We start from the raw sequence: 16,314 nt of genomic DNA, 5'->3' as shown, positions 1-16,314 counted from the left end.
CGTAAAGCCGCAGCCGCCCCAGTCCCGTCTCGCATGAAGGCGATGATGGTCACCGCACTGTCGAGCGTGCAAGCCGGATCGCGAGGAAGATCGCGCAGCACATGCTGGTAAACGCGAGCCAGGCATAGGGCCAGAGCAGCGGCATTCCGACCAGGATCAGCGCGTCGTTGCCGCCGGGGACTAGGGCACCGCCGGCCCCCATCAGCGTGCCACCCGCAAGGCGACGCCCGACGCTCGCTGCGTTCGGCGTGACGTGCCTGAACCGCCCTGCCGTCCAGCCGCCGAGCAGCGCGCCTGCCAGCAGCGCGGCGAACAGCAGCAGCCTGGGCGCCACGTCGACTGTCGTGCCGTGCGCCATCCCGGCGAGCGTCTCGGTATAGGTCCAACTCCCCACTGTCAGGGACGCCGTGAGAAAGGTGATTCCGATGATCGTCGTCGCAACATGCGGTGACCAGATATGGTCGAGCGGCGTGATGCCCTTGCGCCGGATCGTCCGGCCATGGGTGAACAGCCGAGCTGCGATAAGCACAAGGCAGAGGATCGCGAGCCAGGCGGATGCCTCAAGTACGTTCGATGTTTCGGCCAATCGCACAGGGGCAGGCAAGTAGATGACCGCCAAGCTGCCGAGAAAGAAGCCGACCGGTGTGGTGAGATAGGTCCATTCGCCCGAGCCGAGCCTCGCGATCGTGCCAATCGCGCAGGTGCGGTTGACGAAGGCACCGATGCCGAGCAGCATGCCGCCGGCGACGGTGGTGATGCCGGCTGCATAACCGACCGGCATCACCGGGAGTAGGCTGGCCGCATTCAGCAGCACGAGGCCGCCGCCGACCCAGAGCGATGCCTCGACCAATGCGGCTAGGCGCCCGAACCGTCGCTCGGCGACAATCTCTTCTATCGCAGCGACGGTGCAGGTTCCGCCGCGCTGGATCGCGAATCCCATAAGGCCGATCGCAGCTACGGCAGTCAGGATGGAGAGGGTTGCCATCGGTCGACCGTCAGGCGGCATTCGCCGATGCGATCGGCATTGCGCCGGGTATTGCCACGCGGTCGAGCGAGGAACCGATCGCTTTAGACTGGCTACTCATGTTGAGTGCCTTTCATTCGGGAGGGCGCCGGACACCCGCTATGATCGACGATCTGTCATCGGAATTCGACTGTAATCGCCGGCTCTCCAAACCAGGCGTGAGCCGTGCCGGGCGGCAATCCCCGAACTGCCGCGCCACGGCGTGTTCAATTCACTGGGCCGGAGTGGCTCATCGGAGCAAGTTCTTCCCCTGACGGATTCAGTCCCTGCGAGCGCATCACCCTCACGGTGACGAACCAGAGCACAACGCCGATGGACAGCAGAATGCCGGCAATGGCGTATTGGACCGAGGCACGACCGGTCCAGGGGCCAACAAGGAAGGCACAGGAGACTGCGCCGAGAACCGGCAGGATTGTCGGGCTCCTGAAATGCTCGTGGCCGACCCTGTCTTTCCGCAGCACCAGTACCGCAATGTTGACAATGGTGAAGACACCCAGAAGGAGGAGCGCAGTCGTGCCGCCGAGCGCTGGCACCGCGCCGACGAAGGTCACTAGGCCAAAGGCCAGAAGCGACGTGAAGGCGATCGCGATGTAAGGAGTGCGCCGATTCCGATGCACCCGGCCGAGGATGGGCGGGAGCACGCCCTCGCAGCTCATGCCATAAACGAGCCGGCTCGCCATCAGCATGTTGATCAGCGCCGAATTGGCGACCGCAAACATCGTGATGATGCCGAAGATGCCGAGCGGGAAGCCCGGTGCGCCGGCTGAGACCACCTTGAGGAGCGGCGCCTCGCCCTCGCCGAGTTCGGCGGCCGGGACGAGAGTAATCGCCGAAATGGACACGAGAATGTAGATAAGGCCTGTAACGAGAAGACCGGTGAGAAGAACCTTCGGGAAGATCTTTGAGGGGTCCTTGCTCTCCTCGACCATATTCACCGAATCCTCGAAGCCCACCATGGCGAAGAAAGCCAGCGTCGTTGCCGCAATCACAGACCAGAACACACCGCAGTCGCCCGCGGGTTCGAAGGTGAGGACACGGGACACATCGCCCTGCCCTGCTCCGATAGCCCAGAAGCCAATCACGATGATGATGAGCAAGCCTGTGAGCTCGACGCAGGTGAGCACCACGTTGACCTTCAGGCTCTCGCCAACGCCGCGGAAATTGATGATCGCGACGAGCGCCATGAAGACGAGACCAACGAGCGTGATGCCAAAGCTTTCAAACCCGAGACCGAAACCGGATGAGAAGTTGGCCGCGAAGGCCCTTGAAGCGGTGGATGCGGAGGTGATGCCTGAGCACATCACCGCAAAGGCCACAAGGAAGGTAACGAAGTGAATGCCGAAGGCCTTGTGGGTGTAGAGGGCGGCACCCGCGGCCCTGGGGTATTTGGTGACAAGTTCGAGGTAGCTGAAGGCGGTGATCAAGGCGACCACGAAGGCCACCAGGAAAGGCAGCCAGACGACGCCACCGACCTGTTTCGCCACCTGACCGGTCAATGCGTAGATGCCGGTGCCGAGAATGTCGCCAACGATGAAGAGCAGCAGCAGACCCGGTCCCATAACCCGGTGAAGACTCGGTTCGCGTGCCGCCTTGCTGGATGCGCCGCCGCCCCTTGCCACATCACTCATCCGAATAATCCTTCCTGCAGTGGATCAATCGGTAAGACTGCTGAACCGTTCCAGCAACGCTGGTGGTTCGATGACGCCGTCATTGTTTGTTCTTACGGGCGAGCATGCCCTCGAGGTCGATGTAATGTCCGGCGCGGTCGCGTTTGGCGGCCAGATAGCTGACGTTTTCCGCCGTGGGCCGGCCCAGCACTCGGTGATCGGAAATCACCTCGAGCCCAGCCTTGGTGAGGGCTGCGATCTTCTCTGGGTTGTTGGTCATCAGGCGGACCGTGCCGACGCCGAGTTCCTGCAGCATGACAGCCGCGAAATCGAAGCGGCGCTGGTCGGCCTCGAAGCCCAGAACCTCGTCGGCGTCATAGGTGTCGTAGCCCTGGGATTGAAGCTTGTAGGCGCGGATCTTGTTGGCGATGCCATTCCCGCGCCCTTCCTGGTCGAGATAGAGCAGAATGCCGCCTTCGCTCTGCGCCATGAACCGCACGGTCTCACGCAGCTGGTCGCCGCAATCGCATTTCAGGCTGCCGAACAGATCGCCCGTGAGACAGGCCGAATGCAGCCGCACGGTGACGGGCTTGGATAGATCAGGCTTTCCGACGACGATCGCCACTTGGTCGCGCAGGCCCTCGCCTCCGCGGAACACCACGAACTCGCTGGTGGGGGCCCCCTCCAGCGGCACTGGGGCCCGGCTGACGATTGTCAGATCGGCGGCCTTGGCGCTCCGGTAACCCCGGATGGCCTCGCCGGAGACACGCACGAGGGACGGGTCGATCTCGATGCCCGCCGCCAGCGGAACCACGATCACGGCCGGTAGGACCAGCGACAGACGGGCAAGCTCCAGCGCCTCCTCGTCGAGGGCATCGGCGGCGCGGACCGGCGCGTCGATGCGGCCGTCGACCTTGAGGGCGAGCGCCTCCACGCGGCCTCTGTCCACCACGGGCAGGGCCACCCGGCCGGGCACCTCCCGCTCGAGGCCCAGGCGGCGCAGCCTTGCCCCCGGCAGGGCGAGATAGGCATGGCTGCCGGCCACAGCCCCGATCTCGGCGCTCATCGCGTCGCCGAGGTTCTCAACGCCGACCACGAGCGCGCTGCCCTCTGCCCCGTCGATCACGACGGGACGGGCGCTGCGGAACTCCATGATCGCCCGCTCCACCAAGGTCGTGGCGGGGTTGTCGGACAGGCTCAAGGTCAGGCGCATCATTGATCTAACCTATCGAATGTAGCTTTGCAGATCGCGAGACTGACATAAGGCACGCCCACGTGCGGCGCCCCTCATGCTCAGCGCTCGATGGGTTCGTCGCTCAGGCCCACGCGCCAGCCATCTGCTCTTCACGCTTCTCGATCGAACGAGTGATTGGGTCAGGAGAATGCTCGGCCAGGAACTTATCGGCTTCCAGGGCCGCCATGCTCCCCATTCCGGCGGAGCTGATGGCCTGCCTGAACACCGGGTCGATTACATCACCGGCGGCCATGCACCCGGGGACCGAGGTTTTCGTCGACCAGGAGCCGACTTTGATGTAGCCGGCCTCGTCCATTTCAAGCTGACCGCGAAACAGCTTGGTTGCGGGATCATGACCGATGGCAACGAAAAGCCCGTTCGTGGTGAGCTCCTTGGTCACGCCCGTGTTCACGTCACGGATCCGAACGCTAGTCACTGCCTTCACCGGCTCCTGCTTGCCGATCACCTCGTCGATGACGTGGTTCCAGATCACCTCGACATTCGGCTTGGCCAAGAGACGGTCCTGAAGGATGGGCTCTGCCCGGAGGCGATCACGGCGATGGATGATCGTAACCTTGGAGGCCATGTTTGACAGAAAGAGGGCTTCCTCCGCGGCTGTGTTGCCACCCCCGACAACGACGACCTCCTTGTTTCGATAGAAGAACCCGTCACAGGTTGCACAGGCCGAGACCCCGTACCCGTTGAAGATCTGTTCTGAGGGCAGTCTAAGCCAGCGAGCTTGAGCGCCCGTTGCAAGGATGAGGGCGTCAGCGATGTACGTATCGCCGGAGTCGCCCTCAGCCCGGAACGGGCGGCTGGAGAGATCAACGGAGGTGATGGTGTCGTACACCAGAGTGGTGCCGACATTCTCTGCCTGCTGCCGCATCTGCTCCATCAGCCATGGCCCTTGAACGGGCTCCGCAAATCCAGGGTAGTTCTCGACATCCGTCGTGATGGTGAGCTGGCCGCCCGGCTGAATGCCGGTCACAAGAAGCGGCTTGCGGTTGGCACGGGCAGCATAGATGGCGGCGGTATAGCCGGCCGGTCCGGCCCCGATGATCAGGACCTCGGTGCGATGTGTGGTCATAGAGTGATCTCAACAATAAAAAGGGGTCATATGAATGCACCCGTCGGAAGGCACGGGAGCCGCGGCTGCTGCATGCGAGGCTCTACGCGGCGGTGTCGATCTCGTAGCGGGAGATGCCGAGGTCATCGAGTTCGCGGTCGGAGAAGTGGGACAGCTCACGGACGGACGCACGGTACCGCTGGAAGGCATGGATCCTGGAAAGAACAATAGCGACGAACATGTAAATTCTCCATTTGAAGCTGAAGCAATGGCTTCGTTCGATGGTGGCAATCCTGCCAGCGGGCTGGGCTACAGAACAGGCCCAAGACTCAGTGAAAGAGCTGCACCATCACCCGCTTGATGGCAGTAAGCGTGGCCGCCTCGCGCTGGACCAGGGGACCCTTGCGCCAAGCATCAGGAATTCGGAGTGTCGGCCTTCGTCACGATACCCGAGGACAGCAGAAAGCAATGTGGGCAACAAGGCTACCGGTCGGCTGAGCTCGCATTGCACAGCGGCTGATGGGGTTCGATCGTCCGCTCCTGGAAGGCTTGCTCCACATCGGGCAACTGTATTGGGGTGCTGACCATGAGTGTCCTCCAGATCGGCGTGCATCGGCAAACGGGACGTCATGCCTTGCTGATTAGGCGCTGGACTGCGATGCGTCTCGTGTAGGAGCCGGGCCTGCCGATGAGGCGGGCCCGGCCGATCCGGTTCAGAGCAGATTGGTCTCAACGTTGATGTTGCCGTGCGTTGCCTTGGAGTACGGGCAGATCCCGTGCGCCGCATCGACCAGCGTCTGCGCGACCTCGCGATCGATCCCCGGCAGACTGACGTCGAGGCGCGCCTGGAGGAAATAGGAGCCGCTGTCGAGGACCAGGTCGATCTCGGCATCAACCGTCGGCAAAGTCGGGAGGGTGACTTTCCTCTGGGCGGCGGCGAGTTCAAGCGCACCGATGTAGCACGCCGACCAGGCAGCGCCGAACAGGTTTTCGGCGGCCGGGTGCGGCTGGGACAGCTTGAGGTCGAGGAAGCCGTCGCTGCTGCGCGTCCCGCCGTCGCGCCCGGCGGTATTGTGGGTCTTTCCGGTGAAGAGAACCTTGGCAGTCATCGCACTATCCTTTCTGAGTTTATTAGATCGTTTCCGATCAATTCGGATGCGATGCAAATAGGCTTCGGAAATATTTATGTCAAGCACTTCCGATTTGATCGCATGCGATTTATATGTAGCTCGAACAGCAAAGCCCATGGGGATGCCTATGCCTACCCAACGCCCAACTCAGACCCCGTCCCTGTCCGGGCCGAATTCCCGGCCGGCCACCAGTGAAAGCAAGAAGCTTGCGAACTACCTGTGCTTCGCGATCTACTCGGCGAACCTGGCCTTCGGTCGCGCCTACAAGCCGCTCCTGGACAAGCTTGGCCTGACCTACACCCAGTACATCGCTCTCGTGGCCCTTTCTGAGGAGGATGGCCAGACTGTTCGGGCGCTCGGCGAAAAGCTGTTCCTGGAGTCCAACACGCTCACACCGATCCTTAAGAAGCTTGAGTCAATCGGCTACATTCGACGTCAACGCGACGCCGCCGACGAACGCCAGGTGCGGGTAACTCTGACGCCTGAGGGACGTCAATTGGTTGCGACGGATCCTGGAGCGGCACTGGCTAATGCCACGGGGCTCGGAGAGGACTTTTCCGCAGCGCAGACGACCGTTGTGACGATACGCGACAACCTCCTACGCGCCACGCAAGCCGAATCCGGTGAAGAGGGAACAAGTCGATAGGGGGTCTCCAACAGGCAAAATCCGAGGCTCCAGACCGGGATGCGCTGGCGTCGCCAGCGCCCTAATAGAGCCGTTGAAGCTCAGGGGTCCGATCCCTCGTCCGTCCGAGAGACGTTGAGGGCATCGCCGGAGAACAACCGAGCAAGGCTGCCACAGAGCCTGATGATCACCGGCATGTGTTCTAGCGCACATGGCGATGGGCAGGCGAGATGGCTTTAACATAGTAAATTACCGGGTCGGCCATCGGGGCCTACTCTCCGCAGCCGATCACGGTCCCTGCGTTGGACTTGGGCTTTCCCTCCCGAAGTCACTTCGCTGGGATGTTTCGATGCTCATACACATCTCCCCTATCGACTGCCGACGATCACGTCGATAGACCAGTTTCCTGGGAAATGTCTTAGACGATATGCTTCTGGTCACCGGAGCTGACTAAGCAGCGATCCCAGTCCGGCGTGCCGCCGAAGCGCTCGGCGAGCGTATCGATCAGAACCCGCACCTTGCCTGGGACATGCGTGCCCGGCGGCCGCACGACGTGGATGCCGAACTCGGGCCGCGGATGGTCCAACAGAAGGGGGACGAGCGCACCGCTTTCAATGGCGTCTGCAACCAGGAACGAAGGAGCGTCCGCGATCCCAAGGCCCGCGATCGCCCACTGGAGAATGGCCTCCCCACTGTCCGACCTCAGCCTTCCCTCGGGGCGGATCGAGAACCGGCGCTTGCCCGACAGGAATTGCCACTCGGGCACAAGGCTGCCTGTGTAGATCAGGCATTCGTGGCCAACGAGATCCTGCGGCGTCCCCGGCTGTCCGTGACGGGACAGGTAATCGGGACTTGCGACCAGTACTGCGTGAACAGGGGCAATCCGGCGAACGACAAGGCTGGAGTCTCTGAGGGAGCCAATGCGGACCGCGGCATCGTACCCCTCGCCAATCAGGTCCACGACCCGATCGGTATAAGACACGTCCAGTTCGAGAGCGGGATGGAGTCGTGCCAACTCCGCCAGGACCGGCGCCAGGTGCCGCACGCCGAATGCCAGCGGTGCGGACAGGCGCAGACGCCCGCGCACGGATCGCCCCTGCTGCGCCACCGCATCGCGCGCCTCCTCGAGGTCCGCCAGGATCCGGTCGCATCGCGCCTTGAACTCGATGCCAGCCTCAGTCGGGATGATGCCGCGCGTGCTGCGACTGAGCAGCCGTGCGCCGAGATCCGTCTCCAGACGCGTGATCCTCCGACTGATGATGGACTTCGAGACCCCCAGGCGGGCCGCGGCGCGGTTGAGGCCGCCGCTCTCGATGACCTCCACGAAAGTCCTCAGCTCCTCCAGCTCGGTCACGGCAGTGTTCCTCCAACGGCAACAGCATGGTGCCGGGTATGCGCCTTCTGATGCATCCGATGAACTATTACCTCGGTCGTACCGCACGGACCAGAACCCTCGGAAGGATTGTCTCATGTCCACAGCTCTCGTGATCACCAGCAGCGCACTCGGAGAAGCCTCCGTGTCCAGCCAGCTTGTCGAGGAAACCGTCGCCCGCCTGCGGTCCCATGATCCCGCCCTGCGAGTCATCGCCCGGGATCTCGGCCGCAATCCAGTTCCGCACCTGGATATCGACTCTGCCGCGGCGCTGCGCGGGGCCGAGCCTTCGAACTATGCCCAGGTCAATGCCCTCTCCCTTTCGAACGACCTCATCGCCGAGCTCAAGACCGCCGATACCCTCGTCATCGGCGCGCCCATGTACAACTTCGGCATGCCGTCGACCCTAAAGGCTTGGTTCGACCATGTGCTGCGTGCCGGCATCACGTTCAGCTACAGCGAGAGCGGTCCCGAGGGCCTGATCAAGGGCAAGCGTGCTTTCGTCGTTGAGAGCCGCGGCGGCCTCTACAGCGAGGGCCCCGCCCAGCCGATGGACTCGCAGGAGCCTCATCTTCGCAACCTTCTCGCCTTCATGGGCATCACCGACGTGACCTTCCTGCGGGCGGAGAAGCTGGCTTTCGGACCGGAAGCCCGCGAGCAGGCGATCGAGGCTGTGCGTCAGCAGATCGGTAAGACGGTCGGAGAGGCCTGCCGCAAGGCGGCCTGACCCATGGACGAATATCAGAGATTGCCATGGAACCATGATGCCTCATGACAGCTTACGAGACGAAGACAACGCTTGGCATACTGCTGAAAGCAGTTCCTGACCGCTAAAGGGCTTCCGAAAGAAGTTCTCCTTGTCATTCCCTATGGCGCGCTGGCGGGCGGAGATCGCGTGATCCCCCGTAATGAGAATAATGGGTACGTCAGGACGAGCCCCCTCGACCCGGCGCTGTAGCTCGAACCCATCGATGTCGGGCATGCCAATGTCGGTGATCAGGCAATCGATCTCCGAGAGAGGAGAATCCTCCAAAAATGTCCGGCCGGACAAATACGTTCGAACGGCGAACCCCGCAGACTCGAACAGGTTCTTTAGAGACTCGAGAATTCGCTGATCGTCATCGACAACTGCTATGACCAATCTACGCTCAGCGGGCATATCAGCGATTTTCCTGTGCGCCGGGTGGAGTGATCAAAGTTTGAGGCGTCTCCCGGGTTACTCAAGCTCACCTGAGCTCATCGGAAGGCAGAACTTGAGCACGGATCCGTTTGATTCAGCGGGCTCCGCCCATAGGCGACCGTTGTGAGCCTCGATGATGGACCGGCAGATTGCCAGGCCCATGCCCATGCCAGTTCCCTTCGTTGTATAAAAAGCCTCAAAGATCCGCTCAGGTTCCTTGATCCCACAGCCATGGTCCCGGACTTCGACACACACCATGTTGTTTTCCTCGTCCAACTGGGTCCGGACCTGTAACAGCTTGCGTGCTCCGTCTGCGGTTTCGATCGCATCGATCCCGTTGCGGATAAGGTTGACAAGAACCTGCTGAATCTGAACACGATCGGCCGCAATTGGAGGAAGATCCGGAATCAGTTCGACATCTATGCGGATGCCCTTTCCTGAAACCTCCGCCTGCATCAGGCGGAGCACTTCTCCGATGACCTCGTTGATCCTCACCATTGTCTGGGTTTGAGGCGACTGCCTGAACAAGGCCCGGATGCGGCTGACCACCTCGGCAGCTTCCGTTGCATCGCGTATGATCCAATCCAAAGTCACCCGGGTCCGCTCGACATTAGCCGGTTCTGATGACAGCCAGCGCAAGGCCGCCTCACTGTTCGTCACCACGGCAGCCAGGGGTTGATTGACCTCATGAGCGATGGACGCAGCCAATTCTGAGAGGCTCGCTGCCTGTGTAGCCCGCGCCAGACGATCCTGTGCCAGACGAAGCGTCTCATGCATCCTCGTCTCATCGTCGACGTCGACCGTAACGCCGTACCACTGGATGATCCGGCCATCATCGTCCCGGAGTGGTTCTGCCCGGCCATCGACCCACCGACACACGCCATCAGCCCGCACTTGCCGGTATTTCATGCTGAAGGGCTTTCCAGTGTGGAAGGAATGCTCCAGGTTGGCTCGGACGATAGGACGATCTTCTGGAAAGACCACCGCTTCAATGGCACCTGTGAGGCGGGTTCCATCAGGAGCTTCGAGATCGTTGAGGGATAGTCCCACATAATCCATCAGTTTCTTATTCAGATAGGACGGCTCCCCTTCGGGGGTCATGCACCAGACCATTGTCGGGATCGTATCGACGAGCAGGCGCAGCTGAAGCTCTCTTGCACGTAGCGCCTCCTCAGCCTCATGCCATTCATTGATATCGATATTCGCACCAATCCACTCGACAATCGAACCGACTTCATTGCGCAAGGGTTCGGCACGTCCTACATGCCAGCGATACTCGCCATCGAAGCGACGAAGTCGGTATGTGAATGAGAACGACTTGCCAGACGCGACCGATTGCGCCCATACCTCCTTGAACGCAGGGATATCCTCTGGATGCATTGCTGCGAAGGGTTCCTTGAACAACTCCTCGCTGGAGAAGCCAACGTAGTCGAGTGTTCGCTTGCTGAAATAGGATGCCTCGCCGGAAGCATTGGTGGTCCATGCCAGGGCCGGCATGGTATCAATGATTTCCTGTAGGTGCTGCTTGCTTTTCGCAGCTGTCTCTTCGGCCTGCTTCCGCTCCTCAATATCAATCGTTGTGCCGTACCAACCGGTAGGACGGCCGCTACGGTCCAAGACCGGTCGCCCCAAGGCATGGAACCAACGGTATGCCCCATCGAACCGTCGAATCCGGTGCTCCGTTTCGAACGGCTCCCCAGTCCGGAGGCTGTGTAGCCATGCATTGGTGACACGCTCCGCATCGTCCGGGTGGACCGCCTCCAGTCCGGTGCGCCCAGTGCGGTTGAACTCCTCGGTTTTTTTGCCGACATAGTCGATAACGCTTGGACTGACGTAAATGAAATTGCCGCTTGCATCGGTCGACCATCCAAGTCCTGGCATGCTCTCTACGATCAGCCGTGCCTCCCGGTCCACCTGCCGATCAGAAGCATCATGCTCACAACCTTGGATAATCAAGCGGACGGCAAGTAGAGCCGCCACAAAGGACGATAGACCCAGAAGAGCACTGGATCCTAGCGCTCCAGCCGCATTGGTAAGCAGCACCGAGGCGACAAGGGCAAGAATGCAAAGCCCGATCGTGAACCACCGTGACTGTCTTCCTATCAAGAAGTACAGTGGAGCGGTCCCGGCGATGAGGCCCGAGGTGTCGCCGGACAGCCAACTGAGCGCCATACCAGTACAGCCTAGCACAATTGTCACATTGTGCCGTCCAAACGAAATGGAACGATCCATCGCAACGGTACTCCGTGTGCGGGCCCATGCTCACCGAGCACGCACTGTACCAGAGCAATGTTTCGTTAAACAACATTCGGATGCGATGGCGCTGACGTTGAAACTCTCTCTTGCTCAACGGCTAGCATTCTCCTTTGTTTGATATCTGAACGCCTTTCCGCTGACCATCCTGAGCCATGGAAGTGTCAGGAGCAGCTCACGGTGAGCATCCAATCACTCCGTGATCTTCACAAACCCTTGCTGGACAAGCTGAATTGTCCTGGCCATAGCATCCAGATTGATTTTTACGCCCGGAAGCAGATCCGCATTGGCCCACCCATTAACCCTGGCGGTCGCACCACAAAGCTCGATTTTTGCGCCGCGCCTCGTCAAATCGGCGACCAGGTTCTTGTACGGATTTCCCGTCGAGATGTTACGCGAGGCATTATAGGCATCATCGTTGAGCGTCACATGGCCCGCATTCGTATGAAACACTGCGATCACGTCGGATTGGGCGTGCCATTCGGCGATGTCGCCCGTGATGAGCTGAAGGTGAAAGAGCGAGGCCGGCAGATCGCCCTCAAATTGTAAATCACCGATGCTGTGCACCGACTTGACGAGTTGCAGCTCCACGGGGATATCGATGACGAGAGAGTTAGCGGAATCCGACATAGGCTTGATCCTTTCAGTCAAACACCTTCGTAAACCAGCTTCGTGAAGAAGGCGGGCCCAATGACGAACTGCCCCCATTTGGCATCGAAGGCCGCGGTTGGATTCGCCGCGATGGTGTCGTCAAGTGACCTGCCCTGCCTCTTCAGGCTGGATACATTTGCGCGAATTGTCGTCAGCATGTCTCGATAGGCCTGCAGTTCGGCCTTATTGCTCACTGGCTGACCGTGCCCGGGAACAACGATCGTCCGATCACCGATGCTGGCAAGAATTGCCTCGACAGCAGCGATTGTCCCGTCGATGCTCCCTCCGGTCGAATAGTCGATAAACGGATAAATTCCGTTCCAGTAAATGTCGCCGGTGTGGAAGATGTCCGCTTCAGCAAATGCAACTGTGATGTCACCGTCCGTATGCGCGTTAGGCCGATGCTTGAGAAGCAGAGTTGCGTTGTTCAGTCGAAGCGACTTCTCAGCTGACACAGTTTCGCTGGGAAGTGCCGCCGGAGGTGACGGCGGGAAGTTGAAATCCCAGTCTTCGACTCTCTGGGCGGACATCAGATGCTTGCGCGCGTTTTCCTGCGCAAGGATCGTTGCTCCTTCTTTGTTAAGCCACTCGTTGCCATCCGTATGATCGAAATGCCAGTGCGTGTTGATCAGGTGCCGGATCGGCTCCCGGCTGAGACCACTCATGGCCTCAAGCATGCGAGGTCGCGATGCCGTAATACCAGCGTCGATCAGGACCTTACCATCAGGTCCGGTCAGAACGGCGACATTGCCGCCGGATCCTTCAAGAACACTGACATTGCCCCGAAGTGTATGAACCTCAATTGGGGCTTTCGCGGCTGCCGATCGGATCATATCGACAATGCCTTGTGCCTGTGCAAAGACTTCCTTTGGCGTGAGCCATCCCCCGGAGACCGCGAAGGTCGTGGCACCGACGCAGCAGAGGCAGAAACCGCGGCGCGTAAAGCGGGTATGATTGGCATAGGTCATGGCAGCCTCCTCGACCATCTCGACCGCTAGCTCTTGATGAACCCGAGCAGATCCTCGTTCAGTCGGTCCTTGTGAGTTGTCGCAAGGCCGTGGGGTGCGCCTTCATAGATCTTGAGCGTCGCATGCGGGATCAACTTAACCGAACGTAACGCGGAGGCTTTGATCGGCACGATCTGGTCGTCATCGCCGTGCACCACCAATGTTGGAACATCGATTTTTTTCAAATCCTCGGTCAGATCGGTCTCAGAAAACGCTTTGATGCAGAAATACGACGCTGGGAAGCCCGCCATCATGCTTTGGTGGACGAACTGCTCACGAACTCCTTCCGACACCTTGGCGCCCGGTCGGTTGTAGCTATAGAAGGCCATTGTCAGATCCTTCCAGAGCTGGGTACGCTCGGCGAGCACACTGGAGCGGAGCTGATCGAACACTTCCATCGGCGTTCCGTCTGGATTGCCTTCCGTCTTCAGCATCAATGGCGGGATTGCGCCGACCAGGACCGCTTTGGCCACCCGCGAGGTTCCATGCCGGCCGATGTAGCGGGTCACTTCGCCACCACCGGTCGAGTGGCCGACATGAACAGCACTCCTCAAGTCGAGTGCCTGGACCAGCTCGGCAAGGTCATCGGCGTAGGTATCGAGGTCGTTGCCGTCCCACGGCTGGCTTGACCGGCCATGGCCGCGACGGTCATGAGCGATGCAGCGGTAGCCATGGCTGGCCAGAAAGAACATCTGGTCCTCCCACGCGTCCGACGTGAGGGGCCATCCGTGGCTGAACACGACCGGCTGGCCCTTGCCCCAATCCTTGTAATAGATCTGCGTACCGTCCTTTATCGTGATCGTCGTCATGGGAATCCCCTTGGCTGGCTGGCTGAGACGAGGCTGCGCTGCTGCCAGGTTGGGAGCAGCGATGAGGGCTGGTGCGACAAGCGCGCCGGCTGTTCCGGCAAGCACGGACCGGCGTGATGGCAACAAGGACCTTTCGGACTTTGATTTGGACATCAGAGCACTCCCGGATGATCCAATTGAACCGGGACGGAGGGAGACCTCAGTCAGTTCAGGCAGTGTAATCCGGAGGGAGAAGGCACTCTTCCGCGTTCGAACGGCTTTGCCAACTTCGCACGACCAATAAACCAGCTGTCCAACATTTTCGGTTTCAGGCGCTGGCAAACTGGCGCCGGTTCTTGACCGGGCTATCTATGCTAATGGCGCCTGTCCAAGCCCGGTGTGGAGTCGCTCTGCGATCCGCACGAGATCCGCCAGCGATCTGGCCTGCATCTTGCGCATGACATGAGCACGATGGACCTTGACCGTAATCTCGCTGACCTGAAGCTTGGCTGCTATCTGTTTGTTCATAAGGCCGGAGACAACGAGATCCATGACCTCACGCTCCCTTGGCGTCAAAGCAGCAAAGCGTTGCTGCAAGCCCGACAACGATCGGAGTTCCTGGCGCCGGGCCCGGTCCCGCTCAATCCCGACCTGGATCGCATCGAGCAGGTCCTGTTCGCGATACGGCTTAGTCAGGAATTCGACCGCTCCTGCCTTCATGGCCCGCACTGTCATGGGAACGTCGGCGTGGCCGGACACGAAGATGATGGGAAGATCGATGCTCAGCCGGTTCAATTCCCGCTGCAAATCCAGTCCGCTCAGCCCCGGCAACCGGACATCGAGAACGAGACACGCGGGAACGTCGGGGCGCGGATTGTTCAGAAATTCGAGCGTCGATCCGAACAACCGCACTTCAAGGCCAACCGAGCCAAGGAGATTCTCGAGTGAATTGCGGACTTTTGGATCATCATCGACAACGAAGACGATCGGCTGTTCCTCTCTCATGGCGCTCCACCAGCGGCTCTTGCGACTTTTCCCGAGAGATACGTCATCATGCCTGGACCCGCATCCGCCGACGTGAACCCTCAAACATGCAGAACCGCGGGTGCCCAACTCACCCTGTGGTGGCGCCTTCAGCCAAAGGTTTCGTCATCCGATTACCAAATCACACAACTGCCTACCGGAAAGCTTTACAGCACAGAACCCGATTCCGATGGGTAACGACATGACATCCCTGTGTTCGACGAGTTATCATGCACCCAGTCCATCGACCACGCAACAGACCGGGTTCGAGGCAATGTCAGGCTTCCGTCACTCGGTACAACTGCCGATTATGAGACGAGCAGAAGCTTGCCGGTTGTACGTCGCGATGCGATGTCGGTGTGGGCCTGCGCTGCCTCTGCGAGTGGGTACTGGTGTCCAATCCGTACTTTAAGGCTGCCCTCCCGGACGCGATCGAAAAGGGCCTGCGAGCGCCCAAGGAGATCTGAGCGTGTCCTGACGTGGTGGTGAACCACGGGATAGGTGACCAGCACGCTCTTGGGCAGATCCAGCAGATCGATCGGCGGCTGTCGCTTGATGGTCTGGCCGTAATAGGCCAGCACTCCATGATAGCGCAGGGATGCCAGAGATCCCTGGAATGTGTCCGCACCGGCTCCGTCATACACCACGTGCGCACCTGCTCCGTCCGTGAGGTGCAAGACTTCGTCAGCGAAGTCACCGGTCCCGTCGACCACGACGTGATCGGCTCCGGCTGCCCTGGCGAGTTCCACTTTCTCGCGGCTGGACACCCGGCCGATCACCCGGCCGCCCCGTAGCTTGATCAACTGCGTCAGCATCAGACCGACGCCGCCAGCGGCCGAGTGAACCAGGGCAACATCGCCAGGCTTGATGGCGTATGTGTCTGAAACCAGGTGGCTTGCCGTCAGGCCCTGCATCAGCAGGGCCGCGGCTGTCTTGAGATCAATGTCGTCAGGCACCGGAACCATGGCATCGGCCGGAGCAATAATCCGCTCGGCATAGCTTCCGACCGCAAAAAACCAAGCAACGCGGTCGCCGACCTTGAGATCGCGAACGTTTTCGCCGACAGCTGCAATCCGGCCCGCTCCCTCCACTCCTGGCGTCATGGGAAGGGGCGCAATCGAGTACATGCCGACGCGGGTACCGATGTCCATGTAGTTGACGCCGGCGGCCGCAATCTCGACGAGCACCTCATGGGGACCAGGGTCGTGGTCGGGAACTTCCAATAAGCGCAGGTGGTCCGGCCCACCGACTGTTTCGAGAACAATGGCTTTCATCATATTTGTTCCTTGATAGAAGACAGCGCAGGAAAAACCGCTCCCTTTCCGTGGAAGCAGGGGCCTGCTTTGCCGTGCCG

The 16,314-nt window shown here is 60.4% G+C and carries 16 protein-coding genes; 2 read left to right on the top strand and 14 right to left on the bottom strand.

The genetic code is table 11. The features are described from left to right. Nucleotides 1–49: 49 nt before the first annotated feature. The 6 genes from HPT29_RS27980 to HPT29_RS27955 form a co-directional block, all read right to left on the bottom strand. Nucleotides 50–985 (bottom strand): YeeE/YedE thiosulfate transporter family protein, encoded by a 936-nt coding sequence (locus HPT29_RS27980; protein WP_173949725.1) that lies wholly within the window; start codon nt 983–985, stop codon nt 50–52. Between the two features lie 245 nt (nt 986–1,230). Continuing rightward, nucleotides 1,231–2,652: an APC family permease gene (locus HPT29_RS27975; protein WP_259061088.1), complete on the bottom strand. Its 1,422-nt coding sequence runs from the start codon at nt 2,650–2,652 to the stop codon at nt 1,231–1,233. Between the two features lie 79 nt (nt 2,653–2,731). Then, nucleotides 2,732–3,844 carry a GTP cyclohydrolase II RibA gene (gene ribA / locus HPT29_RS27970; RefSeq protein WP_173949830.1) on the bottom strand — a complete coding sequence of 371 codons (1,113 nt, stop codon included), beginning with the start codon at nt 3,842–3,844 and terminating at the stop codon, nt 2,732–2,734. A gap of 103 nt (nt 3,845–3,947) precedes the next feature. Next, the gene (gene trxB, locus HPT29_RS27965) at nt 3,948–4,952 is read right to left on the bottom strand and encodes a thioredoxin-disulfide reductase (RefSeq protein ID WP_173949726.1); all 1,005 of its coding nucleotides are present in this window, start codon (nt 4,950–4,952) and stop codon (nt 3,948–3,950) included. A gap of 82 nt (nt 4,953–5,034) precedes the next feature. Beyond that, nucleotides 5,035–5,172 (bottom strand): DUF1127 domain-containing protein, encoded by a 138-nt coding sequence (locus tag HPT29_RS27960; protein WP_173949727.1) that lies wholly within the window; start codon nt 5,170–5,172, stop codon nt 5,035–5,037. A 472-nt stretch (nt 5,173–5,644) separates the two neighbouring features. Continuing rightward, nucleotides 5,645–6,040 carry an Ohr family peroxiredoxin gene (locus HPT29_RS27955; RefSeq protein ID WP_173949728.1) on the bottom strand — a complete coding sequence of 132 codons (396 nt, stop codon included), beginning with the start codon at nt 6,038–6,040 and terminating at the stop codon, nt 5,645–5,647. Between the two features lie 148 nt (nt 6,041–6,188). Here HPT29_RS27955 and HPT29_RS27950 point away from each other — a divergent pair, with 148 nt between their 5' ends. Continuing rightward, nucleotides 6,189–6,707, top strand: a complete 519-nt coding sequence (locus HPT29_RS27950; RefSeq protein ID WP_173949729.1) for a MarR family winged helix-turn-helix transcriptional regulator — start codon at nt 6,189–6,191, stop codon at nt 6,705–6,707. Nucleotides 6,708–7,104: 397 nt separating this feature from the next. Here the strand turns inward: HPT29_RS27950 and HPT29_RS27945 are convergent, their stop codons facing one another. After that, on the bottom strand, nt 7,105–8,040 hold the full coding sequence (locus HPT29_RS27945; RefSeq protein ID WP_259061087.1) for a LysR family transcriptional regulator: 936 nt from the start codon (nt 8,038–8,040) through the stop codon (nt 7,105–7,107). A gap of 115 nt (nt 8,041–8,155) precedes the next feature. Between HPT29_RS27945 and HPT29_RS27940 the strand changes: the two genes are divergently transcribed. Next, nucleotides 8,156–8,785, top strand: coding sequence for an FMN-dependent NADH-azoreductase (locus tag HPT29_RS27940; RefSeq protein ID WP_173949731.1), 630 nt, complete (start codon nt 8,156–8,158; stop codon nt 8,783–8,785). 42 nt (nt 8,786–8,827) lie between these two features. On the opposite strand, the gene HPT29_RS27935 is transcribed toward HPT29_RS27940, so the two are convergent. The 7 genes from HPT29_RS27935 to HPT29_RS27905 all read right to left on the bottom strand — a co-directional run bounded on the left by HPT29_RS27935 (nt 8,828) and on the right by HPT29_RS27905 (nt 16,234). After that, complete coding sequence (locus HPT29_RS27935; RefSeq protein WP_173949732.1) at nt 8,828–9,217, bottom strand: response regulator; 390 nt, start codon at nt 9,215–9,217, stop codon at nt 8,828–8,830. Between the two features lie 57 nt (nt 9,218–9,274). Then, nucleotides 9,275–11,470: a PAS domain-containing protein gene (locus HPT29_RS27930; protein WP_173949733.1), complete on the bottom strand. Its 2,196-nt coding sequence runs from the start codon at nt 11,468–11,470 to the stop codon at nt 9,275–9,277. 213 nt (nt 11,471–11,683) lie between these two features. Continuing rightward, entirely contained in the window at nt 11,684–12,121 is a 438-nt protein-coding gene (locus HPT29_RS27925; RefSeq protein WP_173949734.1) for a DsrE family protein, read from the bottom strand. Between the two features lie 17 nt (nt 12,122–12,138). Further along, on the bottom strand, nt 12,139–13,110 hold the full coding sequence (locus HPT29_RS27920; RefSeq protein WP_173949735.1) for an MBL fold metallo-hydrolase: 972 nt from the start codon (nt 13,108–13,110) through the stop codon (nt 12,139–12,141). A 26-nt stretch (nt 13,111–13,136) separates the two neighbouring features. Then, the gene (locus tag HPT29_RS27915) at nt 13,137–13,958 is read right to left on the bottom strand and encodes an alpha/beta fold hydrolase (RefSeq protein ID WP_173949736.1); all 822 of its coding nucleotides are present in this window, start codon (nt 13,956–13,958) and stop codon (nt 13,137–13,139) included. Nucleotides 13,959–14,306: 348 nt separating this feature from the next. Then, nucleotides 14,307–14,942 (bottom strand): response regulator transcription factor, encoded by a 636-nt coding sequence (locus HPT29_RS27910; RefSeq protein ID WP_173949737.1) that lies wholly within the window; start codon nt 14,940–14,942, stop codon nt 14,307–14,309. A 326-nt stretch (nt 14,943–15,268) separates the two neighbouring features. Next, on the bottom strand, nt 15,269–16,234 hold the full coding sequence (locus HPT29_RS27905; protein ID WP_173949831.1) for a quinone oxidoreductase family protein: 966 nt from the start codon (nt 16,232–16,234) through the stop codon (nt 15,269–15,271). Nucleotides 16,235–16,314: the final 80 nt, after the last annotated feature.

It is taken from the genome of Microvirga terrae (genome assembly GCF_013307435.2).
Lineage (GTDB): Bacteria > Pseudomonadota > Alphaproteobacteria > Rhizobiales > Beijerinckiaceae > Microvirga > Microvirga terrae.
The sequence above is the reverse complement of the archived record's forward strand: the minus strand, read 5'-3'. Positions and strand labels throughout refer to the sequence as shown.

What these genes read in the sequence shown, in the direction of transcription:
- HPT29_RS27935 (WP_173949732.1), bottom strand. Translation starts at nt 9,217, where the DNA reads ATGCCCGCTGAGCGTAGATTGGTCATAGCAGTTGTCGATGACGATCAG.
- trxB (WP_173949726.1), bottom strand. Translation starts at nt 4,952, where the DNA reads ATGACCACACATCGCACCGAGGTCCTGATCATCGGGGCCGGACCGGCC.
- HPT29_RS27960 (WP_173949727.1), bottom strand. Translation starts at nt 5,172, where the DNA reads ATGTTCGTCGCTATTGTTCTTTCCAGGATCCATGCCTTCCAGCGGTAC.
- HPT29_RS27980 (WP_173949725.1), bottom strand. Translation starts at nt 985, where the DNA reads ATGGCAACCCTCTCCATCCTGACTGCCGTAGCTGCGATCGGCCTTATG.
- HPT29_RS27925 (WP_173949734.1), bottom strand. Translation starts at nt 12,121, where the DNA reads ATGTCGGATTCCGCTAACTCTCTCGTCATCGATATCCCCGTGGAGCTG.
- HPT29_RS27905 (WP_173949831.1), bottom strand. Translation starts at nt 16,234, where the DNA reads ATGAAAGCCATTGTTCTCGAAACAGTCGGTGGGCCGGACCACCTGCGC.
- HPT29_RS27930 (WP_173949733.1), bottom strand. Translation starts at nt 11,470, where the DNA reads ATGGATCGTTCCATTTCGTTTGGACGGCACAATGTGACAATTGTGCTA.
- HPT29_RS27955 (WP_173949728.1), bottom strand. Translation starts at nt 6,040, where the DNA reads ATGACTGCCAAGGTTCTCTTCACCGGAAAGACCCACAATACCGCCGGG.
- HPT29_RS27975 (WP_259061088.1), bottom strand. Translation starts at nt 2,652, where the DNA reads ATGAGTGATGTGGCAAGGGGCGGCGGCGCATCCAGCAAGGCGGCACGC.
- HPT29_RS27915 (WP_173949736.1), bottom strand. Translation starts at nt 13,958, where the DNA reads ATGACGACGATCACGATAAAGGACGGTACGCAGATCTATTACAAGGAT.
- HPT29_RS27910 (WP_173949737.1), bottom strand. Translation starts at nt 14,942, where the DNA reads ATGAGAGAGGAACAGCCGATCGTCTTCGTTGTCGATGATGATCCAAAA.
- HPT29_RS27950 (WP_173949729.1), top strand. Translation starts at nt 6,189, where the DNA reads ATGCCTACCCAACGCCCAACTCAGACCCCGTCCCTGTCCGGGCCGAAT.
- ribA (WP_173949830.1), bottom strand. Translation starts at nt 3,844, where the DNA reads ATGCGCCTGACCTTGAGCCTGTCCGACAACCCCGCCACGACCTTGGTG.
- HPT29_RS27940 (WP_173949731.1), top strand. Translation starts at nt 8,156, where the DNA reads ATGTCCACAGCTCTCGTGATCACCAGCAGCGCACTCGGAGAAGCCTCC.
- HPT29_RS27920 (WP_173949735.1), bottom strand. Translation starts at nt 13,110, where the DNA reads ATGACCTATGCCAATCATACCCGCTTTACGCGCCGCGGTTTCTGCCTC.